At 68.5% G+C, this 24,700-nt stretch carries 21 protein-coding genes and 1 pseudogene; 14 read left to right on the top strand and 8 right to left on the bottom strand.

The features are described 5' to 3' along the window. Positions 1-150: 150 nt before the first annotated feature. The gene (locus EYW49_RS00985) at positions 151-3,675 is read left to right on the top strand and encodes a PAS domain S-box protein (RefSeq protein WP_165498083.1); all 3,525 of its coding nucleotides are present in this window, start codon (positions 151-153) and stop codon (positions 3,673-3,675) included. Positions 3,676-3,708: 33 nt separating this feature from the next. Here the strand turns inward: EYW49_RS00985 and EYW49_RS00980 are convergent, their stop codons facing one another. Then, positions 3,709-4,707: a zinc-dependent alcohol dehydrogenase family protein gene (locus EYW49_RS00980; RefSeq protein WP_228259364.1), complete on the bottom strand. Its 999-nt coding sequence runs from the start codon at positions 4,705-4,707 to the stop codon at positions 3,709-3,711. A 104-nt stretch (positions 4,708-4,811) separates the two neighbouring features. Between EYW49_RS00980 and EYW49_RS00975 the strand changes: the two genes are divergently transcribed. Next, positions 4,812-5,657, top strand: a complete 846-nt coding sequence (locus EYW49_RS00975) for a LysR family transcriptional regulator (protein ID WP_206365341.1) — start codon at positions 4,812-4,814, stop codon at positions 5,655-5,657. Between the two features lie 31 nt (positions 5,658-5,688). On the opposite strand, the gene EYW49_RS00970 is transcribed toward EYW49_RS00975, so the two are convergent. Beyond that, positions 5,689-6,579: an AraC family transcriptional regulator gene (locus tag EYW49_RS00970; RefSeq protein ID WP_131304989.1), complete on the bottom strand. Its 891-nt coding sequence runs from the start codon at positions 6,577-6,579 to the stop codon at positions 5,689-5,691. A 136-nt stretch (positions 6,580-6,715) separates the two neighbouring features. Between EYW49_RS00970 and EYW49_RS00965 the strand changes: the two genes are divergently transcribed. The 4 genes and pseudogenes from EYW49_RS00965 to EYW49_RS00950 all read left to right on the top strand — a co-directional run. Continuing rightward, entirely contained in the window at positions 6,716-7,459 is a 744-nt protein-coding gene (locus EYW49_RS00965; protein ID WP_131304987.1) for an SDR family NAD(P)-dependent oxidoreductase, read from the top strand. A gap of 113 nt (positions 7,460-7,572) precedes the next feature. Then, positions 7,573-7,899, top strand: coding sequence for a nuclear transport factor 2 family protein (locus EYW49_RS00960; RefSeq protein WP_131304985.1), 327 nt, complete (start codon positions 7,573-7,575; stop codon positions 7,897-7,899). A 336-nt stretch (positions 7,900-8,235) separates the two neighbouring features. Next, a complete protein-coding gene (locus EYW49_RS00955; RefSeq protein ID WP_131304984.1) occupies positions 8,236-8,709 on the top strand; it encodes a peptidoglycan-binding domain-containing protein in 474 nt (157 codons plus the stop codon). A gap of 34 nt (positions 8,710-8,743) precedes the next feature. Continuing rightward, positions 8,744-8,994, top strand: a pseudogene (locus tag EYW49_RS00950) (IS3 family transposase); the annotation flags it as partial. Positions 8,995-9,018: 24 nt separating this feature from the next. Here EYW49_RS00950 and EYW49_RS00945 read toward each other — a convergent pair. The 6 genes from EYW49_RS00945 to EYW49_RS00920 all read right to left on the bottom strand — a co-directional run bounded on the left by EYW49_RS00945 (position 9,019) and on the right by EYW49_RS00920 (position 15,562). Beyond that, positions 9,019-9,804 carry a gluconate 5-dehydrogenase gene (locus tag EYW49_RS00945; RefSeq protein WP_131304980.1) on the bottom strand — a complete coding sequence of 262 codons (786 nt, stop codon included), beginning with the start codon at positions 9,802-9,804 and terminating at the stop codon, positions 9,019-9,021. 64 nt (positions 9,805-9,868) lie between these two features. After that, positions 9,869-10,717: a 5-dehydro-4-deoxy-D-glucuronate isomerase gene (kduI, locus tag EYW49_RS00940; RefSeq protein ID WP_206365349.1), complete on the bottom strand. Its 849-nt coding sequence runs from the start codon at positions 10,715-10,717 to the stop codon at positions 9,869-9,871. A gap of 312 nt (positions 10,718-11,029) precedes the next feature. Beyond that, entirely contained in the window at positions 11,030-12,043 is a 1,014-nt protein-coding gene (locus EYW49_RS00935) for a TRAP transporter substrate-binding protein (protein WP_131304976.1), read from the bottom strand. Between the two features lie 33 nt (positions 12,044-12,076). Further along, on the bottom strand, positions 12,077-13,948 hold the full coding sequence (locus EYW49_RS00930; protein ID WP_131304974.1) for a TRAP transporter large permease: 1,872 nt from the start codon (positions 13,946-13,948) through the stop codon (positions 12,077-12,079). A 103-nt stretch (positions 13,949-14,051) separates the two neighbouring features. Then, positions 14,052-14,444, bottom strand: coding sequence for a cupin domain-containing protein (locus EYW49_RS00925; RefSeq protein ID WP_131304972.1), 393 nt, complete (start codon positions 14,442-14,444; stop codon positions 14,052-14,054). Between the two features lie 359 nt (positions 14,445-14,803). Further along, on the bottom strand, positions 14,804-15,562 hold the full coding sequence (locus EYW49_RS00920) for a GntR family transcriptional regulator (RefSeq protein ID WP_131304970.1): 759 nt from the start codon (positions 15,560-15,562) through the stop codon (positions 14,804-14,806). A 335-nt stretch (positions 15,563-15,897) separates the two neighbouring features. Between EYW49_RS00920 and EYW49_RS00915 the strand changes: the two genes are divergently transcribed. The 8 genes from EYW49_RS00915 (at position 15,898) to EYW49_RS00880 (ending at position 24,699) form a co-directional block, all read left to right on the top strand. Beyond that, positions 15,898-17,028: an iron-containing alcohol dehydrogenase gene (locus EYW49_RS00915; protein ID WP_165498082.1), complete on the top strand. Its 1,131-nt coding sequence runs from the start codon at positions 15,898-15,900 to the stop codon at positions 17,026-17,028. A gap of 577 nt (positions 17,029-17,605) precedes the next feature. Next, a complete protein-coding gene (locus EYW49_RS00910; protein ID WP_131304966.1) occupies positions 17,606-19,141 on the top strand; it encodes an ABC transporter substrate-binding protein in 1,536 nt (511 codons plus the stop codon). A gap of 4 nt (positions 19,142-19,145) precedes the next feature. Continuing rightward, positions 19,146-20,087: an ABC transporter permease gene (locus EYW49_RS00905; protein WP_131304964.1), complete on the top strand. Its 942-nt coding sequence runs from the start codon at positions 19,146-19,148 to the stop codon at positions 20,085-20,087. After that, positions 20,087-20,947 (top strand): ABC transporter permease, encoded by an 861-nt coding sequence (locus EYW49_RS00900; RefSeq protein ID WP_131304962.1) that lies wholly within the window; start codon positions 20,087-20,089, stop codon positions 20,945-20,947. Before EYW49_RS00905 ends, EYW49_RS00900 begins: the two co-directional genes overlap by 1 nt. After that, entirely contained in the window at positions 20,947-22,173 is a 1,227-nt protein-coding gene (locus EYW49_RS00895; RefSeq protein ID WP_131304960.1) for an amidohydrolase/deacetylase family metallohydrolase, read from the top strand. The genes EYW49_RS00900 and EYW49_RS00895 overlap by 1 nt, the downstream gene beginning before the upstream one ends. Further along, positions 22,170-23,231 (top strand): ABC transporter ATP-binding protein, encoded by a 1,062-nt coding sequence (locus EYW49_RS00890; protein WP_407695455.1) that lies wholly within the window; start codon positions 22,170-22,172, stop codon positions 23,229-23,231. Before EYW49_RS00895 ends, EYW49_RS00890 begins: the two co-directional genes overlap by 4 nt. Then, entirely contained in the window at positions 23,228-24,223 is a 996-nt protein-coding gene (locus tag EYW49_RS00885) for an ABC transporter ATP-binding protein (RefSeq protein ID WP_206365340.1), read from the top strand. Before EYW49_RS00890 ends, EYW49_RS00885 begins: the two co-directional genes overlap by 4 nt. Continuing rightward, positions 24,220-24,699 carry a RidA family protein gene (locus EYW49_RS00880; RefSeq protein WP_131304956.1) on the top strand — a complete coding sequence of 160 codons (480 nt, stop codon included), beginning with the start codon at positions 24,220-24,222 and terminating at the stop codon, positions 24,697-24,699. Before EYW49_RS00885 ends, EYW49_RS00880 begins: the two co-directional genes overlap by 4 nt. The last annotated feature ends 1 nt before the right edge of the window (position 24,700 follow it).

Genomic DNA, 24,700 nt, shown 5'->3' with positions numbered 1-24,700 from the left:
GGCGCTGCGCGCCCTCCCGATACGGGTCGCCGACGGGCGCCCGACGACCGCCGGCGCGTCGCCGGTCCCGATACCATGGTCGCGATTCGGGAAAATCGATCGACCGCCGAACGGCGAAAATGTACGCTCCGAAGCGCCGAGAGCGACGAAATGGCCGTCATGACGAAGTCGATGAAGACGTTTCCGAATTTCGAGTTCGATTGGAAGCGTCACAGAGTGATTCTGATCGTTTTCGCCTATGTCGCCGGTGCCAGCGCGTGGATCTTCTTTTCCGACCGCATGTTGTCGCAATTCAGCGACGTCGCGGAAGTCACCGTGCTCGCGACGTACAAGGGCCTTCTCTTCATCGGCCTCACCGCGCCCTTGTTGTTCTTCGCCCTGCGGGGTGTCGCCGGTGCCGGCGATCCTTCCCCGACCGTGCAGGGTCCGAAAGCATGGGCCTCGTTGATCATCGTTCTGGCGGTGATGGTCGTCGTCACATTCATCGCGCACGTCGTCTACCGCGCCGAGACGCTGGCGGCCCGCGGCCGGATCGCCGGCAGGCTCGAGACGATCGCCTTTCTGGAGGCGACCGCCGCCTCGTCCTGGCTGGCGACGCGCCGCGACGGCGCTCTGTTCTTCGCCACGGACCTCGCCACCCGCGAGATGATCGCGCACCGGCGAGAGAGCGCCGACCTCGCGGACCGCCGCCGGCTCGAACGCCATTTGACGCGCCTGCGCGAGCACTATGGTTTCGCCGCCGTCGCCCTGTTGGATGCCCGAGGCGCGGTGTTGGGCGGCGACGCCGCCGCGCGATGGGACGATCCGACCTTCACGGCCGCGCTGGAGCGCGCGCGGCGCGGGGAGATCGTGTGGCTCGATCCCCATCCGCGGCCGGATGGCGATCTGCACATGACGCAGCTGGTGCCGGTCGCCGAGCCGGGACCCGACCAAGACCGCATCTCGGCCGTCGTCGTCTCGGACCTGCGACTCAAGGACCAGTTCCTTCCCTATCTCGCATCGGCGGGCCGACAGCAACGGATCGGTGCCTCGGTGCTGGTCCAGACGCCGGCCGCCGAGGTCCTGCTGGTGTTCGATCACACCGGACCGCCGGCGCCTCTCGATAGGCTCCGAGCGCCGTCGGACTTCGGCCTGAGGATCGAGCCGGGTGAGGAACCGCAGGCGACGCCGACCTTTCGTGACCGTCCCGCGCTGGTGGCGACCGCGCCGATTTCCGGCACCGGTCTGACGCTCATCGTCGCCGCCGACGAGGACGAAGCGCTCGGTGGGCTGCGTCGGCTGGCCACCATGACCGGGGCTTCGCTGGCCGTGGCCTTCGCGGCCTGCATCGCCCTGACGATCTTCCTGTGGCGGCGCCAACGCGTCCGAGCGGCGCTCGTCGAACTGGCGCAGCGTCGTCGCGTCCAATCGGCCGAGGATCTCTATCGCACCACCTTCGAGAAGGTCGGGGTCGGCATCGTCCACGTGACCTTCGATGGGCGCTGGCTGCGGACCAATCCCGCCTTCATCGCGCTGTCGGGCTATTCCGCGGACCATCTCGCCACGGCCTCCATCGCCGATTTCTTCGCGCCCGACGAGCGCGCCGGCGTCGCCACCTCCCTGCGCCGCATGCGCGACGGCGAGGTCGAGACCCTGTCGTCCGAGCGCAAGATCCAGCGGGCCGACGGTCGGCTCGCCCACGTGGCCCTCACCGCCTCGGCGGTCGGCGAGGCGGACGCCCGTTACGTCGTCGCCGTCGTGGAGGACATCACGCCGCGCCTCGACGCCGAACGCGCCAACGCCTATCTCGCCGCGGTCGTCACCTTCGCCCCCGTGGCGATCGTCACCGCCTCGCTCGACGGCAAGGTCGAAACCTGGAATCCGGGCGCGGCCGAACTCTTCGGTTGCCCGCCCGAGGCGGCGATCGGCCGGCCGGTCGCAACCTTTTCGTTCCCCGACCAGTCCGACGACGGGGACTATTACCTCGCGCGGGTCCGGATCGGCGAGGCGATCCGTGGCGAGACCGTCCGCCGCCGCGCCGACGGTTCGGCGATCGATGTGGCGTTTTCGGCCGCGCCGATCCGCGACGCCGAAGGGCGCATCACCGCCACCGTGACGATCATGAGCGACATCTCCGAGCGGCGCCGCAACGAGCGCCGGTTGCGGGAGCGCGACGAGGAACTGCGGCAGACGCTGGACGGCGCCGGCCTCGGGGTGTGGTGGGTCGACGTGGCCGGCGGGCTGGTCTATTGCGATCCTCGCAGCCGACAATTGTTCGCGACCGACGAGGTCGCTCCGATCGCCGAAGTCGCCGGGCGGTTCCTCGCCGACGGCGACGCGTCGTTCGAGCGGATCATCGCCGAGGTCGAGGCCGGCTCGGGCGGCGGGACCCGGGTCCTGCGCGTGAAGTCGACCGGCGGCAAGCCCGGATGGGTCGCCCTGACGGCCCGCCTCCGGACGACCGAGGACCGGATGACCGAGATCTGGGGCACCGCCCAGGACGTGACCGAGCGCCACATCGCGGAGGATGCCATCCGCCAGTTGGAGGCGTCGCGTCGACTGGAGGCGCTGGGACGGATGACCGGCGGGATCGCTCACGACTTCAACAATCTTCTGACGGTGATCTCGGGCAATCTGCAGCTCTTGGAGATGCGTCCGCACGGCGAGACCGAAGCGCGCTACATCGAAGAGGCGCTCCGCGCCACGGAGAACGGCGCCAACCTCAACCGCCGCCTGACCGGCTTCGCCAGCCGGCGCCGTCTGACGTCCGCCGCGGCCGACCTCAACGCCAGCGTCGACGGATTGATCGCCCTGCTGCTGCGCTCGATCGGACCGGACATCACCGTGACGTCCGATCTGACCGCAGGGCTGTGGCCGGTCCGGGTCGACGCTTCGGAAATCGAGAACGCCATTCTCAATCTCGTGTTCAACGCCCGCGACGCCATGCCCGGCGGCGGGCACATCCGGATCGCGACGCGCAACGTCGTCCTCGCCGCGGCGGACCTCCCGCCGGCGGCGGATCTGCGACCGGGGGATTGGGTCCGTCTCTCGGTCGCCGACGACGGCATCGGCATGACCCCCGACGTCCGCGCCCGCGCCTTCGAACCGTTCTTCACCACCAAGACGTCCGGCGGCGGCACCGGGCTCGGCCTCGCCACGCTGCACGGTTTCGTCCGACAGTCGGGCGGGTTCGTCACCCTCGGCAGCGAACCGGGCGTCGGCACCACCGTCGAGCTCAATTTTCCCCGTGCCCTGTCGCACGGGGCCGCCGACGCGCAGGGCGACTGCGGATTGGTCCGGGGCGACGGCGAGATGGTGCTGCTGGTCGAGGACGACCCGGACGTCGCCGAGGTGACGCGGCAGCGGTTGATCGAACTCGGCTATCGGGTGGTCGCCTGTCGCGACGCGCGGGCGGCCATCTCCCTGGTCGAAGCCGGCACCTGGTTCGACGTCGTCCTCACCGACGTCATGATGCCGGGCGGGATGACCGGGCTCGAATTGGCGCGCCGGCTGCGCGATCGCGACCCGGCCTGTCGCATTCTCCTCGCCTCGGGCTACATCCAGGAGAGCGCCTTCGGCGGCACCGATACCGCGGAGGAATTCCCGCTCCTCGCCAAGCCCTACACGCTTCCGGCGTTGGCGCGGGCGCTCGCCGCGCTCTTGCGGCCGTCCGCGGGTGGTGCCGACGGTCGGTGAGATCGCGCAGATCGGTCTGCGCCCGCCGCGCCGTCAGTCGGCGATGTCGACGACGATCTTGCCGGTCGCGTGTCCGCCTTCGATCGCCGCATGGGCGTCGGCGACCTCGTCGAGCGAGAACCGACGCGGGTCGAGGATCGGCCGCAGCTCGCCGTCTTCGATCAGACGCGCGGCTTCGGTCAGGATCTCGCCGTGATGCGCGAGGCCGACGCCGGTCAAGAGCGGCAGCAGGGTGAAGACGCCGGAGTAGCTGCCGGCCTTGAAGGACAGGGGCGCCAGCGCGTGGGTCCCCCATCCGAGGCTGCTGACCACGTGGCCGAACCGCCGGATCGCCCGGAACGACGCGTCGAGCACCGGGCCGCCGTTGGTGTCGTAGACCAGGTCGTAGCCCTCGCCGCCGGTATGTTGCGCCACATGGTCCTCGACCGACTGCGCGCGGAAATCGATGGCGACGGCGCCGAGACTTTCGATCAGGGCCTTCTTGCCGGCGCCGTCGGTCGCGTAGACCTCGGCCCCGAACGCCCGGGCGATCTGCACCGCGACATGGCCGACGCCACCGCCGCCGCCCTGAATCAGAACCTTCTGCCCCGGCGCGACGTGGGCGCGGTCGACGAGACCTTCCCACGCGGTGATGACGACGAGCGGAAGGGCGGCGGCTTCGCGCATCGACAGATTCGACGGCTTGCGGGCGAGCAGGCGGGCATCGACCGCGGCATAGTCGGCGAGCGAGCCCTGATGGCCGCCGACCCCGCCGGTCATCCCATAGACCTCGTCCCCGAGGCGAAGACCGTCGACGCCGGAGCCGACCGCCGCGACGGTGCCGGCGAGATCGATCCCGAGGATCGCCGGCAGCGGATGCTGTGCATGGGCGGCGGTGCCCGCACGGATCTTGGTGTCGAGCGGATTGACGCCGCTCGCCGCGATCCGCACCAGCACCTGCCCGGGGCCGGGCTCGGGACGGGCGATCGGGGTGACGCGGAACGGGCCGCCGTGCGTTTCGAGGACTGCCGCACGCATGGTCGTGAATGTCATGTTCCATCTCCGTTCATCGAGGATGGACCGACAATGGGGGCGGACATTCCTGTTTGAAACTCTCGAGATTGACGTGGAACCATTCATGAATGAATGATCGCGCCATGGATTGGAGCGACGTGAAGATCTTCCTGGCGATCGCGCGCCACGGCACCCTGGGCGCGGCGGCGCGCGCGGCGGGGCAGAGCCAGCCGACCATGGGCCGCCGGCTGCGCGCCCTCGAGGCCGCCGTCGGCCACAGCCTGTTCCAGCGCACCAGCGACGGCTTCGTTCTCACCGACGAAGGCACGGCGGCGCTCCTCCACGCCGAACGGATGGAGGAGGAGGCGCTGTCCTTCGAGCGCGAGCTGGCCGGGCAGGGCGGGCACCTCGCCGGTGTGCTGCGGGTCGCCAGCTCCGACTGGTTCGGCGTCCATGTCCTGACGCCGATTCTCGCCGGTCTGACCGCCTCGCATCCGCATCTGACCATCGAATTGCTGACCGACGCGCGGATCTACAGCCTGGCGCGGCGCGAGGCCGATCTGGCCTTCCGCATCACCCCCTTCGACGAGAGCGGCGTCATCCGGCGCAAGCTGACCCATCTCGACTACGGGCTCTACGGCACCGCCGGCACGGCGTCCCCGGAGCCGGGCTCCGGCCGCGGTACGCAGTTGGTGACGATGGACCACGGCTTCGCGACGTTCCCCGACGCGGCCTGGATGCGCGAGACCTTTCCCCACGCCGCGGTGGCGTTTCGCAGCAACAGCCGGGAGGCCCAGGCCGGCGCGGTGCTCGCCGGGGCGGGCCTCGCGGTGCTGCCGCGACTGCTGGCGGATCGGCTGCCCGGACTCGTGCTGTTCGAGATCGACCCGCCGCCACCGGGGCGCGACGTCTGGGTCGGTTATCACCGCGATCTGCGCCGCCTGCGCCGCCTCCGCGTCGTTCTGGAGGCGGTCCTCGACGCTTTCTGACCCGCGACACCGGCAGGGCCGACGAACCGCCTCACGCGGCGGCGTCGAAGCCGGCGACGATCGCCGCGACGTCCTTGGACGGCGGCTTGCCGAAGGCGCGGGCATATTCGCGGCTGAACTGGGTCGGGCTTTCGTAGCCGACGTCGTGGGCGATCGCCGTGACGCCGCCCTCGCCGGCGATCAGTCGGGCGCGCGCGGCGAGCAGACGTACGCGTTTCTGGTACTGCAGCGGGCTCAGCGCGGTCACCGCCTTGAAGTGGCGGTGAAACGCCGACGGGCTCATCGCCACCCGCTCCGCCAGGGTCTCGATCCGCAGCGGCGCCGTGACGTTCTGCCGGATCCAATGGATCGCCCCATCGATCCGGGCGGAAGCGGAATCGGGCAGGCCGATGGCGCGCAGCATCGCCCCCTGCGGCCCCTGCAGGACCCGGAACAGGATCTCGCGTTCGTAGACGAGCGCGAGCGCGGGGATCTCATCGGGATGTTCCATCAGCCGCAGCATCCGCCGCCAGGCGTCGAGCAGGTCCGCGGTGACCGGGGCGACCGAAAATCCGCGCTCGGGAAGACGCGCGCCGGCAGGAACGGGCAGATCCGACAGGAGGTCTGCGATGATCCGCGGCTCGAGCGTCAGGCCGACCGCCAGATAGGGTTCGCCGGTCGCCGAAGGCCGAACCTGCCCGACTGCCGGTAGGCCGACCGACATCACGAAATAGGTCGCCGCATCGTAGTGGAGCACCCGATCGCCGACCGTCATGGTCTTGGAACCGCGCAGAATGAGGTTGATCATCGGCTCGTAGACGGCCGACAGCTCGTGCTCGGGCACCTTGCCCTGCACCATGGCCACCCGCGGGATGCCGGTTTCGGTGCGTCGGTTGCGGGCGCCGGAGGCGAGCCGGCGCAATTCGTCGAGCGTGCTGTTCATCCCGCGAACTGTGCCGAAGCCCGGCACCGCCGACAAGCGAAAAGCCGAAATGGGCAAGCTTCGAGCAGGATCGGGCAGGCGGCCTGCCGCTCTTCGCCCCTATTTGGAGGAAGAGGTTCGAGCGAAGGAGAGATTCATGAAGATCGTCGTCATCACCGGCGGCAGCCGCGGCATCGGCGCGGCCACGGCGATCGCCTGCGCCGCGAGCGGCCTGGGCGTGATCCTGACCTACAACGCCAATCCCGGGCGCGCCGCAGAGGTCGTGCGCGCCATCGAGGCCGGCGGCGGCCGTGCGGTCGCCCTCCCGCTCGATGTCGCCGACGTCGCCGGCTTCCCGGCGTTTCGCGCCGAAGTCGCCGCCGCCTTGGCCGCCACCTGGGGCCGCGCGGCTTTCGATGCCCTGGTCAACAACGCCGGATACGGGCTCTACCGCCCGATCGAGGCGGTGACCGAGGCCGAATTCGACGGGCTCTACCGCGTCCATCTCAAGGGCCCGTTCTTTCTCACCCAGACGCTGCTGCCGCTGATCGCGGCCGACGGGCACATCGTCAATATCGTCAGCGCCACCTCGCGCGTGGCGACGGCGGGGGTCGCCCCCTATGCCGGCTTCAAGGCGGGCCTCGAGGTGCTGACACGGTACCAGGCCGAGGAGTTCGGTCCCCGGCGCATCCGCGCCAATGCGATCGCCCCGGGCCCGATCCGCACCGAACTCGGCGGCGGCCTGAGCGCGGAATTCGAGGCGGTGCTCGCCGGCCAGACCGCGCTCGGCCGGGTCGGCGAACCCGACGACGTCGGCGGCGTCGTCGCCGGCCTGTTGTCGGAGCAGAACCGCTGGATCAACGCCCAGACCATCGAGGTCGGCGGCGGCTACAGGATCTGACCCGCAGCGGCGGCGGCCGGGTCCTGGCGGCGTCGTTCCTGCCGGGACCGAAGTCGTGATCGGCCACGTCGACGGCGAGCGCCCCGGCGGACGAACGTCATGAGGAGACGACCGTGACCACGCTCATTCAGGATTTCATCCAGGCGACCAATGCCTTCGACGTCGAGGCGGCGCTGGCCCTGTTCGCCGCCGATGCGGTGATCGCGGACGCTTCGGTCGGCGACGCCTTCGCCGGCCGAGCCCGGATCCGCGACTATCTCGAGGCCTATTTCGTGCGCTACCACACGGTCACCACGCTGATCGCGGTGGAGCTCGTCGACGACCGGCAGGCCGCGGCCCGTGTCGCCTTCGCCGGCGACTTCGGGCACGAGACCGGAGTTCTGAAGTTGCGGATCGATGCCGACGGCCGGATCGCGCGGATCGACGCCGATCTCGACTGAGACACTCCGGAGCCTGCCGTCCGGTGTCGCCGGTCCGCGCGCGTCGGCATCGGCGCCCGGGAGCGGGTCGGTCGTCGGTTCGGGGCGAGCCGGTCTGCGGCCTTGCGATCGGTGTCGCCGCGACGCCGGGAGCAGGCGTGTCGGCGCCGAATTCACCCCAGGACTCGGGCCTCGGTGGGAAGAGAGACGGGGTTCGCAACGTCCTTGACACCCCCCATCGCGCCTCATCGCCGAGACCCGTCGACTCTCGGCAGGGCGGCGGTCGCCATTCAGCGTATTTCCGCGTAGGATCCGAGTCCGAGTGCGCCGCGGCCCATATTGTGGGAGTGCCGAAAGATGCATGCGCTGATTCTGCTCACCACTGATAAAAATCCCTGGCTCTATTGGAACATCGACCGGCAAATAGGTCCGGGTTCGCATGGAGAAGACGTCCGGTTTGCACAATATCTCCTCGTGTATTGGTCCTATACATTCGAGCTCGGATATGAAATTTCCGAGGTCGATGGGTATTGGGGTGGGCGAACCAGCGCAGTGGTTCGGGCGATGGAGCAGAATACGCGATGGAGAGTGGTTCGTGACGGCTACATCAGCCCCATACCGGAACCCTTTGTTCACAACACGGCGAGCAATAAATCTTTCAAATTTGACATATTGTTGGAAAATTACACGCGACGCGCCACAGGGTTTGGTATCAACCAGCTTTCGAACGAGCGCGTCAACGCCGTCATGCGCGGCATCCCGAATGATGGCTATTGCCCCCCGGCACTCGCCGCTGCGCTGCGGCGGGCTCTGATCGGCGTGAATGTCTGACGGCGGATGTTTGCCGTCGGCCCGGGATCATGCGGTGGTCGACACCTCTTCTCGCTCTTCGCCTACGGTGGATCCGCGGTTCAGCCGCCGGGACGAAGACGTCGTCCAGTCGATCGAGCGGATCTGCCGGGATGTCGGCGACCCGCAGGACCAGGGCAGCGAGTTCATCTCCCGTGACCCGGATCAGTGGGCCAGACAGAAAAACGTCGTCCCCGACGTCTCCAGACCCGGCAAGCTCCGGGCGGAGGGCCTGAACGCCATTGGTTCATGAGCCTCGACGACGCCGGCGCCTCGGGCGCCGGCCTGCGCTCAGGGCTGCTTGCCGATGTAGGCGAGGATGCCGCCGTCGACGTAGAGAATGTGGCCGTTGACGAAGTCGGAGGCGCCGGAGGCCAGGAACACCGCCGGCCCCTTCAGATCCTCGGTCGTCCCCCAGCGGTTGGCCGGGGTCTTGGCCAGGATGAAGCTGTTGAACGGGTGGCCGGGTTCGCGCAGAGGCGCCGTCTGCGGCGTCTCGATGTAGCCCGGTCCGAGACCGTTGCACTGGATGTTGAACGACCCGTACTCGGAGGCGATGTTGCGGGTCAACATCTTCAGGCCGCCCTTCGCCGCCGCATAGGCCGACACGGTCTCGCGACCGAGCTCGCTCATCATCGAGCAGATGTTGATGATCTTGCCCGCACCCCTGCGGATCATCCCGGGAATGACCGCCTTGGCGACGATGAACGGCGCGGTGAGATCGACGTCGATCACCTGCCGGAAGTCGGTGGCGCTCATCTCGATCATCGGGACGCGTCTGATGATCCCGGCGTTGTTGACCAGGATGTCGATCGCGCCGAGTTCGGCCTCGATCTTCGCGATCAGCGCATTGACGCCCGCCTCGTCGGTGACGTCGCAGACGTAGCCGCGGGCCGGAATGCCGGCCGCCGCATAGTTGGCGAGGCCCTTCTCCAGCGCGGCTTCGTTGATGTCGTTGAAGGCGATCTTGGCGCCGGCTTCGGCGAGAGCCGAGGCGATGGCGAAGCCGATGCCATAGGAGGCGCCGGTGACCAGGGCGACCTTGCCCTCGAGCGAGAACGGATTGGCGAGTGTCATGGGAGGATGTCCGTCGGAAAGGTGAGGGGCGCCCGGCCGGGATCCGGCCGGGCGATGTCCGGGATCAGCGAAGGTCCGGCGTGGCGATGTGGTCCATGTCGTCGAAGGTCTGGTTCTCGCCGCCCATCGCCCAGATGAACGAATAGGCCGCGGTGCCGCAGCCGGAGTGGATCGACCAGGACGGCGAGATCACCGCCTCTTCGTTGCCGACCAGGATGTGGCGCGTCTGTTTTCCCTCGCCCATCATGTGGAAGACCGCCTGATCGGCGGCGATGCCGAAGTAGGTATAGATTTCCATCCGGCGCTCGTGGGTATGGGCCGGCATGGTGTTCCAGACGCTGCCGGTCTCGAGTTCGGTGAGCCCCATCGACAGCTGGCAGGTCTGCAGCACGTCGGGATGGATGAACTGGTTGATCACCCGCTTGTTGGCGGTCGCGGCGGAGCCGATCGGCTTCTTCTTGGCGTCGGTGATCGACAGGAACCGCGTCTCGTAGGCGCGGTGGGCCGGCGCCGAGACCATGTAGAACTTCGCCGGGTGAGCCGGATCGTCGCTCGACAGGACGACCGAGCGGCTGCCCTGGGTGACGTAGAGGCAATCCTTGAAGCCGAGCGCGAAGCTCGCGTCGTCGACGACGATCCGGCCGGGGCCGCCGATGTTGAAGATGCCGAGTTCGCGCCGCTCCAGCACGAAGGACGTGCCGAAGCTCTTCATGCAGTCGATGCCCTTGTCGAGCGGCACCGCCTCGGCGACCGGCATGCAGCCGAAGATCACCATCCGGTCGACGTGACTGTAGACCGCCCGCACCGTGTCGGCGACGTAGAGGCCGTCGACCAGGAACTCCGCGCGGGTCTCTTCCGTCGTGTAGCGGCGGAAGTCCCTCTGGTTGCACGAATAGCGAATGTCCATGTCGATCCTCTCTCGCTGTGTACGACGTTGATGGCGCGTGTCCGAAGGCCGATCTTAGGCGCTTTCGATCGAAGAGTGGGCGTCGTCGCCCTCTTCAGAGCGCCGACGGCGGATGCGGAGGCGGACCGATCGGGCCTCCCGAGAGGCTCTCACGTCACCCCGCCGCGTCCGGGTGCATCGATGCGACGCTCGTCCCGCCGATCGGCTCTGCGGCCGGAGCCGAAGGACGGCGGGCGCGTCGAGGACGACGCGCCCGCCGGTGAGGATACCGCAGTCCGCGGGCCGATGGGGCTCGCGGAAACGGTACGATTCCGAATGTCACGACGTCCGGCAGGAATCGGCGATCTCCTGGAACTTCTTGACGTTGGCCTCGCCGCAATAGGCGGCGATGCGCGTATAGGCGGGACCCATCTTGGCGCGGAACGGCGCGAGGTCCGGCTTGGTCACCTGGATGCCGGCCGCGGCGATCTTCTCGATCTGGCCGGTCTCGTCCGCGGCGATCTGCTTGCGCATCAGGTTGGCCGATGACGCACTCTCCTCGCGGAAGATCGCCTGCTGGTCGGGGGTCAGGCGCTTCCAGCTGGCGGCGCTGATGACGTGGACCATGCTGTTGTAGACGTGGCGGGTGATCGCCAGGTGCTTCTGCACTTCGTAGAACTTGTTGAAGTAGGTGACGGCGACCGGGTTCTCCTGACCGTCGACGACCTTCTGCGACAGCGCGAGATAGAGCTCGGGGAAGGCGATGGCGTGGACGACCGCGCCGAGCGCTTCCATCGACGCCTGGATCTGCAGTTCCGGCGGCGTGCGGACGCTGAGGCCCTTCATGTCGTCCGGGGTGTTGATCGGCCGGATGCTGTTGGTCACGTTGCGGAAGCCGTAGTCCCAGCTGCGCAGGACCACGAAGCCCTGGCGTTCGGCCAGCGGCGCCATCCACTCCTGGGCGGGACCGTCGAGGACGCGGAAGACGTGGTCCGGTCCGTCGAACACGAAGGGCAGCATCACCGTCGCGAAGGCGCGCTCGAACTTGTCGAGTTGGCCCTGCGTCGGCAGGCCCATGTCGATGGTCCCGAGCTTGACCTGCTGGGCCTGCTCCTGCGGGCCGCCGAGGACGTTGTTCGGGAAGATGTTGATCTTCACGGCGCCGCCGGTGCGCTGTTCGACGTTGGCGGCGAACTGCTTGGCGGCGACGTGGGCCGGGTGGTCTTCCTGGGCGTAGTGCCCCCAGCGCAGCGTCAACGGGCCGGCGGCGCGCGCGATGTGGGGCGCCGCGAGAACGAGACCCGCGCCCACACCCGTCTTGAAGAAGGTGCGACGGTCCAATTTCAGATCCATGGGTTTCCTCCTGAGTTTTTCTTGTGATCGGCGTCACATGAAGCCGAACAGTCTGGGCAGTACGAGCGAGAACCACGGTACGAAGGCGACGATCAACAACCCCGCGACGATCACGGTGAGGTAGGGCAGCATGGCGCGCGACGCGGATTCGATGTCGCATCGCATGATCGCGCAGCAGACATAGAAGCCGACCCCCACCAGCGGCATGAAGCCACCGATCCCCATGGTGATGATCAACACCAGGGCGTAGTGGACCTCGTTGATGCCGAGGCTGCCGGCGATCGGGATCAGCAGAGGGGCCAGCACGTTGAGCGACGGCAAGCCCTCCAGCAGCACGCCGACCACGACCAGGAGCAGGATCGAGCCGATCATGAACACCTGGTTGCCGCCGCCGGTGGCGTGCAGCAGCGCGACCAGCCGCTGAGGCAGCGAGGCGACGGTCAGGGTCCACGAGAACGCCGACGCCGCGGCGAAGATGAACAGCAGGACGCCGGTCAGGGCCGAGGCATCGATGATCGTGCGCTTGAACGTCGCCCAGCTCATGCGGCGATAGACGAACACGCTCAGCACCAGACCGTAGAGAACGGCGGCGGCGGCGACTTCGGTCGGCGTCGCGACGCCGAACAGGATGCCGCCGAGCAGCATTCCGGGCATCGTCAGCGGCAGAATCGAGTGGAGACAGGCCCTGGCGATCACCCGCGCCGGCGGACGCGGCGTGGTCGGCGTGCCGTCGCGACGTGCGCGGTACCAGATCATCGCCATCAGGCAGATCGCCATCACCGCGGCCGGCAGCATGCCGCCGATGAACATCGCGGCGACCGAGACATTGGTGATCGAACCGACGATCAGCATGGCGATCGAGGGCGGGATGGTCTCGCCCATGATCGCCGTCGCGGCGAGCACCGCGGCGCCTTCGGCGGCACCGTGGCGTTCGGTGATCTTGTCGCGCATCACCGTGCCGACCGCCGCGACGTCTGCCGGCTTCGAGCCGGACAGGCCGGAGACGACGTACATGCTGGCGACGGTGACCTGCAGCAGACCGCCGCGGGTGTGGCCGACCAGCGTGTGGATGAAATGGACGAGGCGTTCGCTGATGCCGCCGCGCTCCATGATCAGGCCGGCGAAGATGAAGAACGGCACCGCCAGCAGGATGAAGTTGCCGGTGCCGTTGACCATGTTGTGCGGCACCACCACCATCGACGGCGCATCGATGAACCACAGATAGGCCGAGGTCGCGAGCAGCAACACGAAGCCGACCGGGATGCCGGCGAGGATCGCGACGAAGAACAGAGCCAGCGCGACGATCAGCGGGGCTTCGCCCGTCAGGGGCAGCCACAGGTCCCCGGCGAGCACGGCGACGAGCAGGACCGCCGCGCAAACCCCACCGACGACCAACGAGATCGCGCCATGGGCCCGCAGATTGACGAGGGCATAGACCGCCAGCAGGATCATGCTGATCGGCAGCGGCAGGGCGATCAGGGCCGCCGGCAGTTCGAGGATCGGGGTGGTCTCGTACCAACTCGAGCCGATGAACTCGATCGAGGCGCATCCGACCAGCACGGCGATGCCGAGCACCACCACGTCGGCCAGCACCACGAGGATTCGTTCGGCGCGTGCCGGCAGCAGATCGAGGACGATGTGCACGCTGGCGTGGTCGCGTCGGCGATAGGCGACGGCGCCGCCGACGAAGGCCAGCACGGTGAGCGCGATGCGCGCCACTTCGTCCGCCCACAGGTAGGAATGTTCGAGGTAGTGGCGCGCGAAGATGTTGGCCAGCACCAGCGCCAACTCGAGAATCATGGCGAATGCCACCACGGCATCCGCCCCGTCGCTCATCTTGCCGATCAGCCAGTTGGCTCTGGCATCGTAGTTCTGTCGGCTCGTGTCGGCCGTTGTCGACGTCATCGAACCCTTCCTCCCGACCCTGCTGCGTAGTCTCGTCGGCGACGGGACGACCGATCCGCGGCCTTGCGGCTCCGCGCCCGATCGTCCCGTACCAAGGCGTCGGTCAGGGCTTCGGGCCGGTGATCGGCAGGCCGTGGTCGGCCATGAGCTTGAGGTAGTCCTCGCGCGGCGGGACGAAGATGTCGATACCGCGGAACCCGGTGCTGGTCTTGCCGCCGTGCGGCACGTTCGAAGGATGGACGCAGACGTCGCCGGCTTCCATCAGGAAGGTCTCGTCGCCGCAGATGTGCTCTTCGGTTCCCTCGAGGATGACCAGGATCTGGACCGCCTCGTGCGAATGGATCGGGAACACGCAGCCCGGGGGATTGGTGATGAAGCTGAGCAGAGCCGGGCCGGCCGCGACGAAGCGGGTCGACGACTGCGCGGTCAACGGCACGAGCGGGATGTCGGCGATCGTATAGCAGTACTTCGACTTCTTGTTTGCCGCGTAATCCATGGCTGTCTCCTTGCGGTGGAATGGGAAGGTCGAACGACCCGGAGGGCCCGCCGTCGCCCGGCGAGAAGATCCTGCGGCCGCGTGACCACGTCAGCGAGCGTTCGAAGCAGCCGACCTCTGCCGACGGCACCGGACGGGCTTGGGACCGCGCCGTTCGGGAACTGATGGGCAGCATATACAAATATATGAGGCATACAAGCTGGAAGCCGATCCGCATCGTTGCTTAGGCGCCGGGGGGGGGCTCCTGTGCGTCCCGGCAGCCCGTGCAGGCGACGACGAATCGTCGCGCGGACGCGATCCGCGAAGGCGCACAGCGACGGCACGAAACGGAATGGAGAGGGGAGGAGGCAGGGTGCCGATCAGCGCGGCAGGACGAGCTCGCCGATGTTCTGGGGCACGTCGACGTCGGTCATGATCCCGTCGACGTGCTCGACGAGTTTCTCGGCCGCGCGATCCGGATCGTGATCGGCGATCGCCTTGCAGATCGCCGTGTGTTCGCGCACCAGCCGTGCCATCCGTCCCGGCTTGGGCAAGGTCAGGTGGCAGTAGCGATCGACCTGGATCTTCACGCTCTGCACCACCGGCCAGATGCCGGGAAAACCGGCGGCCTCGGCGATCGCGGCGTGGAACGCATCGTCGACTCCGCGAAAGGTATCCAGGTCGCCGACGGCGATGGCGTCGCGCTGCTGGTGGAGATTGGCGCGCAAGGCGGTGATCTGGGCGCGGGTGGCCCGTTCGGCGGCGGCGCGAACCGTGACGTTTTCCAACGCCTTGCGGATGACCAGGGCCTCCGGCAGCACGTCGAGCGGAATGCGCGCCACGAAGGTCCCGAACTGCGGGACGATCTCGATCAGTTTCTCGGCGGCGAGCCGGAGGATCGCCTCGCGCACCGGGGTGCGACTGACGCCGAACTGCGCGCCGATGTCCTTTTCGACGATCGGATCGCCGGGCATCCGCCGCAGCGACACGATGTCGGTGCGCAGAGCCTGATAGATCAACGCCGAGGTGCTCGCTCCGCGCAACTCCGAGCCGTCGCGGACGGCGGTCCGTCCGGCGGCGACGCGGGTTGCCTGCGCCGAGCGGCCGGCCTCGGGTGCCTTGGGCTGGTCCAACTTCATGGCGTTCCCGTCGCACTCGCGCGGCACGCGTCACGCGGCCTCGCTGCAATTGTCTCTAATATATGACGGCGATCTGTCAAGCCTGCCGCATCGCCCCGAGGGGCGCCGACGCCGGCTCCGGTGGTGGTAGCAAGCCGAATCGGCGCTGGCCATTACGTCGATATATTAATATACGTCATGTCCGACCGGTCGGACGTGCCACCGCCGGTCCGCGGACACGCTTCGGGTCCGCGTGGGCGCGGTGTCGAGCGGGGTCGACACCGCGGCGTGGACGACACCCCGCTGCCGTCCGGCGCGCATCGCGCCCCGACGGCGAACATTTTGAAGGACGCCAGATGCCCGCCACGACCTCTTGGAACTTTCACCTGCCGACCCGCATCCATTTCGGATGGAACCGTCTCGCCGAGGTCGGTGGCCTGGCGCGCGAGACCGGCGCGACGCGCGTGTTCGCCATGGTCGGTCGCAGCTTCCTGGCCCGGGTCGGCGGCGAGGCGGGCGTCGTCGAGCTGTTGGCGCCGCTCGCGGTGACGATCTTCGCCGAGGTCGAGGAGAACCCGTCGATCGCCACGGTCGACGGCGCCGCCGCGCTGTGCCGGGCCAGCGGCGCGGGCGTGATCGTCGCCATCGGCGGCGGCAGCGTCCTCGATGCCGCCAAGGGCGTCGCCCTGTTGCAGACCAACGACGGATCGATCCGCGACTATCTCGACCAGGTCAAGAAGCCGACGCGCCGCGGCCTGCCGCTGATCGCGGTGCCGACCACCGCCGGGACCGGTTCGGAGGTGACGCCCTTCGCGGTCATCACCAATCCCGAAAAGAACACCAAGCCGGCCATCGCCTTCCCGCAGAGCTTTCCCGACCACGCGCTGGTCGACCCCGAACTGACGGTCGGCATGCCCCGGGAGATCGCGGTCTCGACCGGCCTCGACGCCTTCACCCAGTCGCTCGAGGGCTTCTGGTCGACCCGCGCCACCGAGATGACCCGCGCCATGTCGTTCCGCTCGATCGTGCTGCTGTGGCGCCACCTCGAGGCGGCCTGCCTCGACGGGGATCGCGCCGCGATCGAACAGGTCGCGCTCGGCAGCGTCATCGGCGGGGCGCAGATGGGCATCATCGGCAACACCGCGCTGCATCCGCTGTCCTATCCGCTGACGCTCGGCCACAGCCTGCGCCACGGCCTCGCCTGCGTCATCTACGCGCCGGCCTTCCTGCGCTTCAACGCCCCGGCGCTCGGACCGTGGTTCGACGATCTCGCCGCGGTGCTGGGCGTGAGCGGTCCCGAGCATTTCGCCGATGCCCTCACCGCCAAGATGGAGCGCCTCGGCGCGCCGACCCGCCTGTCGCAGATCGGCGTCGTTCGGGCGGAATTGCCGGAGATCGTGCGGACCGGCGTCGGCGGATCGACCGCCGCCAATCCGCGCCCCCTCACCCCCGACGACATCCTGAAGGTGCTCGAAGGCATGCTGTGAACGGCGGGCCCGTTTGACCGACCCGTCCCCGTCGCGCGATCCGCGCGGGGGGCGTCGAGGGTGGCGTCGGTTTCACCGCGGTGGAACCGGGCGCCCCCGGCCGGCCTCCCCGATCGATGCGCCATCCCATCGAGTTGTCGAATATTCGAGCCTGTGCGGGGTCGTGATCGGCGCCGATCGTGACCCCGCGGTTTCACCAAAATCCATTTTTCAAGATCCCGGCTTCGGTCTCGGTGGGGGCGCGCCTCGAAGCCGATCGACAGTGCGTCGATCGGGCGTTGATCGACGAGGGCGACGACTCGCCGCGGTCGATTGCGCGGAACGCCCGCAGCGGGTGCTTCGGCGGGATCGGGCTTTCCCGATCGACGGAGCCGACCGGCGATCCCGCTCCTTCGTCCGCACGGATGGTTCGGCGAGCCGATCGCCCCCCCCCCGATCCTCCCTCGGATTGACGCGCTGCCGTCCGAAGACGAGCGCGCGAAAGTCGACCGTTGACAGTTTTCGAACCCGGTGACAGCATATCACATAATAACAGACTATATTCCATAATTATGGAGTATAAAACTGGGAGTCGACCATGAAGAACTCGGTGCGAATTTTGCTGTCGACCGCCGTGGCCCTGGTCTGCATCGGCGGTCCGGCGGTCGCCGACCCGATGCGCGGCGGCGTCGTCGACGTGGCGACGATCGGTGAGCCGCCGACCCTGGATCCGGTCTCCTCGACCGCCGATCTGGTCGGCATCATCTCGCAGCACATGTTCGAGACGCTCTACACCTTCGACAAGAATTGGGCGGTGACGCCGCTGCTCGCCGCCGCGATGCCGAAAGTCTCCGCCGACGGCACCGTCTACACCATCGAACTGCGCCCGGGCGTGACCTTCCACGACGGCACGGCGATGACCTCGAAGGACGTGGTCGCCTCGCTCCAGCGCTGGCTGAAGATCGGTTCGCGCGGCAAGCAGGTCGCCGCCAACGTGGTGTCGATCGAGCCGGCCGGCGATCTCGCGGTGAAGATCACCCTGAAGAGCGCCTACGCGCCGCTGACCGCCTTCCTCGCCTTCAACAATTCGGCGGCGATCGTCATTCCGGCCGCCAACAACGAAGACACGCTGACCAAGTTCGTCGGCACCGGTCCCTACATGCTGAAGGAGCGCAAGCCCGACCAGTATGTCCAGCTGGTGCGCTTCCCCGGCTACGCCAGCCGCGCCGGCGACCCCGACGGCTACGGCGGCGCCCGCAAGCAGTATCTCGACGAAATCCGCTTCGTGCCGGTGCCCGACGCCAACACCCGGGTCGAAGGCGCGGTCGCCGGCCAGTTCGGCTATGTCGACAGCCTGCCGATCGAATCCTTCGCCCGCGTCAAGGCCGGCAAGGACGTGCCGATGATGCTGAAGCCGTTCGGCTGGCCGATGTTCGTGATGAACACCAAGCAGGGCGTGCTCGCCGACCTCGGATTGCGCAAGGCGATCCAGGCCGCGCTGGCGCCGGAAGACATGCTGACCGCCGCCTTCGGCTCGAAGGAGTTCTTCGCGGTCGAGGGCTCGATGTACCCCAAGGACTACGTCTGGGCGACCGACGCCGGGACCGACGCCTACAAGCCGCAGGGCGATACGGCGGCGGCGAGCGCGCTGCTCAAGAAGGCCAATTACGATCCGTCGAAGCCGATCCGCATCCTCACCTCGCGCCAGTACGAGTTCCACTACAAGATGGCGCTGGTCGCCCAGGAGTATCTGAAGGCCGCCGGCTTCGCGGTGCAGCTCGACGTGGTCGAATGGGCGACGCTGATCCAGCGCCGCGCCGATCCGGCGCTGTGGGACATCTACATCACCCACAGCCCGTTCCTGCCCGAGCCGGCGCTGATCGGCTTCATGTCCGACGCGGCGCCGGGCTGGTGGACGAGCCCGGCCAAGACCGCGGCGATCGGGGCCTTCAACACCGAGACCGATCCGGCCAAGCGGTTGAAGCTGTGGGCCGAGGTGCAGAAGGTGATCTACGCCGAAGCGCCGGCCTTCAAGGTCGGCAACTTCAACGCGCTCGCGGCCAAGTCGCCGAAGCTCGAGGGTGTCGCGGCGGCGCCGTGGCCCTACTTCTGGAACGCCTGGTTGGAGAAGTGATCGCGTGACCCGCGTCGTCGTCCGCCGATTGTTGGAAATGGCGTTGGTCATGGCGATCGTCGTGACCATCGTCTTCGTCATCGTCCGCATCGCCCCGGGCGATCCGGCGGCGATGATGCTCGGACCCGACGCGACGGCCAAGGACGTCGCGGATCTGCGGGCGCGGCTCGGTCTCGATCAGTCGCTGCCGGCCCAATACGGCCGCTACGTCTGGGGCCTGCTGCACGGCGATCTCGGCCAGTCGATCTTCCTGGCGCGACCCGTCACCCAGGCGCTGTGGGAACGGGCCGAGCCGACCTTCTTCCTCACCCTGTTCTCGATCCTGATCGCCTGCGGCATCGCCCTGCCGGTGGGGATCCTGTCGGCCTACCGGCACGGCTCGGTGTTCGACCAGATCACCTCGACGGTGGCGATGTTCGCCGCCTCGATCCCGAGCTTCTGGCTCGGTCTGGTGCTGATGCAGCTCTTCGCGGTGAAACTCGGCTGGTTCCAACCCTCGGGCTACGGCGGCCCGGGCGCGAGCCTCGGCGAGCGGTTGAACCACTTGGTGCTGCCGGCCTGCGCGCTCGGCATCGTCTCCTCGGCGTTGATCGCCCGCTTCACCCGCGCCAGCATGCTCGACGTCCTCGGCGACGACTATGTGCGCACCGCGCGAGCCAAGGGCATGAGCGAGATCCGGGTGGTGCTGCTCCACGCCTTCAAGAACGCGCTGATCCCGATCCTGACGGTGATCGGCCTGACCGCGGCGCTGCTGATCTCCGGAGCGATCGTCACCGAGACGGTGTTCGGCCTGCCCGGCGTCGGTTCGCTGGTGGTCTCGGCGGTGCTGCGGCGCGACTATCCGGTGATCCAGGGCACGCTGCTGGTGGTCGCTGGGCTCTATGTGCTGATCAACTTCATCATCGACATGCTCTATCTCGTGGTCGATCCGCGCGTGAGGTACTGATGACGGCGGTGACCTCCCCCCTCGGCGAAGACAGCGTGTGGCGCGGCCTGTTGCGGCGGCCGCCGGCGGTCGGCGCCCTGATCGTGCTGATCGCCGTGGTCGTGCTGGCGGCGGGCGCCGATTTTCTCGCCCCCTACGTGCCGTCGAAACTGTCGATCGCCAATCGCCTGCAGGCGCCGTCGGCGCTGCATCTGTTCGGCACCGACGAGTTCGGTCGCGACGTGCTGTCGCGCACCATCTGGGCCGGGCGGATCAGTCTCGCGGTGGGCGGCGCGGTGGTGCTGGTGTCGGCGCTGATCGGCGTGACGCTGGGGCTGATGGCCGGCTATTTCCGCCGCCTCGATGGGCCGCTGTCGCGGCTGATCGATGCGATGATGGCCTTTCCCGACATCCTGCTGGCGATCGCGCTGGTCGCCGCCCTGGGGCCGTCGGCGTTCAACGTGGTGCTGGCGCTCGGCATCGTCTATGCGCCGCGGGCCGCCCGCGTGGTCCGCGCCTCGACGCTGGTGATCCGCGAACTCGCCTATGTCGAGGCGGCGCAGGCGCTCGGCGTGCCGACCGCGGTGATCCTGACCCGCCACATCCTGCGCAATCTCGCCTCGCCGATCACGGTCCAGGGCACCTTCATCTTCGCCAACGCCATCCTGGCCGAAGCCGGTCTGTCGTTTCTCGGCGTCGGCGTTTCGCCCGACGTGCCGACCTGGGGCACGATGATCGCCATGGGCCGCCAGTTCATGGATCAGGCCGGCTGGATCATGTGGTTTCCCGGCATCGCCATCGTCGCCTCGGTGATGTCGCTCCAGGTGCTGGGCGATGCCCTGCGCGACCTTCTCGACCCCCGACTGGCGAGGACGACCTGATGCTCGACCATCTCTTCGACGCGGCCACCGGCCCGGTGCTGATCCGCAACGCCCGGCCGATCGCCTTCACCGATCTCGCGCCCGGCAACGATCGGCTCGACGTGCTGATCGGCGCGGACGGGCGGGTGCTCGACGCCGGACCCGATCTCGGCAACCCCGCCGACACCCGCATCTTCGATGCCGCCGGTGCGTTCCTGTCGCCCGGCTGGACCGATCTCCATACCCACGTGTGGTGGGGCGGGACCGACGTGTCGATCCGCCCCGAGCAATGCGGTGCGGCGCGCGGCGTCACCACGCTGGTCGACGCCGGGTCGGCCGGCGAGGCCAATTTCCATGGGCTTCGCGCCTTCATCATCGAGCCGGCGCGCGAGGCGATCTACGCCTTCCTCAACATCGGCTCGATCGGCCTGGTCGCCTGCAACCGGGTCAGCGAGCTGATCGACATGCGCTCGATCGACATCGACCGGACCATGGCGGTGGTCGAGGCCAATCGCGACCGGATCGTCGGGCTGAAGTGCCGCGCCAGCGCGGTCATCACCGGCACCTGGGGCATGGAGCCGGTGCGCCTCGCCAAGAAGCTCGCCCGCATCGCCAAGCTGCCGCTGATGGTCCATGTCGGCGAACCGCCGCCGCTCTACGACGACATCCTCGAGGTGCTCGACCCCGGCGACATCGTCACCCATTGCTTCAACGGCAAGGTCGGCGGCTCGATCCTCGAGGACGAGTCGCTCTACCGGCTGGCCGAACAGGCGGCGGCGCGCGGCGTCGTCCTCGACGTCGGCCACGGCGGCGCGTCGTTCTCGTTCGAAGTGGCCAAGGCGGCGATCGCCCGCGGGCTGATGCCCACCACCATCTCCACCGATCTCCACGCCTGGTCGCTCGACGGCGCGGTGTGGGACCTCGCGACCACGTTGTCGAAGCTCCTGGCGCTCGGCATGCCGCTCGACGCGGTGGTGAAGGCCGGGACGATCCATCCGCGCGGAGCGATCCGCAAGCCGACCGACGGTTTCCTCACCGCCGGCACCCGCGCCGACTTCACGTTGTTCGACGTCGTCGACGGCTCCCTGACGGTGCGCGACAGCAAGGGCTTCCCGGCGACGCTGTCCAAGGTGTTCGAACCGCGCCGGGCGATCATCGGGTCGTCGCTGATCGAGGCCCATCGCCACGTTCCGCCCGAAAGCCCCAAGGGCCGCGCCGCCTGCCCCAACTGCGGATGGCTGGTATGAGCGCCGCCGCCCCCGCCACGATGCCGACCTCCGGCGGCGAGATCGACGGTCTCGCCGAAGGTGTCGTGCTGGCGGTGACGGATCTCGAGACCCATTTCCCGTCGCGGCGCGGCGTCGCCAAGGCGGTCGACGGGGTGACCTTCACCCTGCCACGGGGGCGCACCGTGGCGGTGGTCGGCGAGTCCGGCTCGGGCAAGTCGGTGACCAGCCTGTCGATCATGGGGCTGATCGCCCCGCCCGGGCATGTCGCCGGCGGACGCATCCTCCATCGCGACCGCAAGGGGGTAGTGCGCGACCTCGCCAAGCTCTCCAACGCCGGCTTCCGCCACATCCGCGGCCCGGAGATCGCGATGATCTTCCAGGAGCCGATGACCAGTCTCAACCCGTTGATGCGGGTCGGCGACCAGATCGGCGAGATGATCGCCCTGCACGAACGGATCTCGCGGCGGGCCTTGCGCGCCCGGGTGATCGAGCTCCTGCAATTGGTCGAAATCCCCGAGCCGGAGACGCGGATCGACGCCTATCCGCACCAGATGTCGGGCGGCATGCGGCAGCGGGTGATGATCGCCATGGCGCTCGCCTGCCGGCCCAACCTGCTGATCGCCGACGAGCCGACCACCGCCCTCGACGTGACCATCCAGGCGCAGATCCTGGCGCTGTTGCGCCGGCTCCAGGCCGACCTCGGCATGAGCGTGCTGTTCATCACCCACAATCTCGGCGTGGTCGCGGAAATCGCCCACGAGGTGGTGGTGATGTACGCGGGCCGCGTGGTCGAGCAGGCCCCGGTCGGCGATCTGTTCGCTCGGCCTTCGCACCCCTACACCCGCGCTCTGCTCGCCTCGACGCCGAACATCGCCCGCGACATCGACGCCGAGGGCCGTCGCCGACCGCTCGCGGCGATCCCGGGAGCGGTGCCGCCGATCACCGCGCTGCCGCCCGGCTGCGCCTTCGCGCCGCGCTGCGCCCATGTCCTCGATGCCTGCCGCGAGGGCCGGCCGGGGTTGGTGGCGATCGCGCCGGATCACGTCACCCGCTGCATCCGGAGGGACCTGCCGTGAGCGACGCGCCCCTGCTGCGGATCGAGGGTCTGACCAAGCACTTCCATCTCCCCGGTGGCCGCGTCGTCCATGCGGTCGAGGACGTGAATCTCGCGATCGATCGCGGGCACATCGTCGGGCTGGTCGGCGAATCCGGCTCCGGCAAGACCACCGTCGGGCGCACGCTGCTGCGCCTGACCGAGCCGACCGCCGGGCGGATGATCTTCGACGGTACCGACGTCTTCGCGCTGTCGGCGCGGGACATGCGGGTGTGGCGCCGGCGTCTGCAGATCATCTTCCAGGATCCCTATTCCAGCCTCGATCCGCGCCTGACCATCGCCGCGATCATCGACGAGGCGCTCGATACGCGCGGGCTGCCCAAGGGCCGGGCGCGGCGCGATCGGATCGCCGAGTTGCTCGAACTGGTCGGCCTCGCCGCCGATCACGCCACCCGCTATCCGCACCAGTTCTCCGGCGGTCAGCGCCAACGCATCGGCATCGCGCGCGCCCTGGCGGTCGAGCCCGACTTCATCGTCGCCGACGAACCGGTCTCGGCCCTCGACGTCTCGGTCCAGGCCCAGGTGCTCAACCTGCTCGAGGACCTCCGCCGGCGCTTGAACCTGACCATGCTGTTCATCAGCCACGACCTGTCGGTGGTCGAATACGCCTGCGACGAGATCGTGGTGATGTATCTCGGGCGGATCATGGAGAAGGGACCGAGCCGCGCCCTGCGTGCCGATCCGCTGCATCCCTACACCAAGGCGCTGCTCGCCTCGGCGCCGCAGCCCGATCCCACCCGCGTCCGCACCCATGTGCCGCTCGCCGGCGACATTCCGAGCCCGATCTCGCCGCCCTCGGGTTGCGTCTTCCGCACCCGCTGTCCGATCGCCATCGCCGCCTGCGCCACCCGGATTCCGCCGACCCGCGATCTCGGCGGCGGTCGCTCCGTCGCCTGTCTCCGCGTCGGCGAAGGCGCCGACCATCCCCCTTTTGAAATGGAAGCCCACGCATGACCGTCATGACCCTGGCCACGCCCGAAGCGCGCCTCGCCGCGCTCGGATTGACCCTGCCGCCGCCGCCGGCGCCGGTGGCCAATTTCGTCACCCACGTCCGCCACGGCGGGCTTCTGTTCCTGTCGGGTCAGGGGCCGCTCGGCCACGACGGCCGGCTGTCCACCGGCAAGGTCGGCGCCGACGTGTCGGTCGAGACGGCGCGCGCCGACGCCGAGATGACCGGGCTCAATCTGCTGGCCGTGGCCCAGGCGGCGCTCGGCGATCTCGGTCGCGTGCGCGGGGTGGTCAAGCTGCTCGGCATGGTCAACGCCACGCCGGACTTCGCCCGTCACCCGGAGGTGATCGACGGCTGCTCGAACCTGTTGGTGGCGGTGCTCGGCGACGCCGGCCGCCATGCCCGTTCGGCGATCGGGGTCGGATCGTTGCCGAACCAGATCACCGTCGAGATCGAGGCGATCTTCGCCGTCGACGACTGAC

Origin of the sequence: Siculibacillus lacustris (assembly GCF_004328075.1) — a bacterium.
Classification (GTDB): Bacteria; Pseudomonadota; Alphaproteobacteria; order Rhizobiales; family Ancalomicrobiaceae; genus Siculibacillus; species Siculibacillus lacustris.
This window is presented reverse-complemented; position numbering and strand designations above follow the sequence as displayed.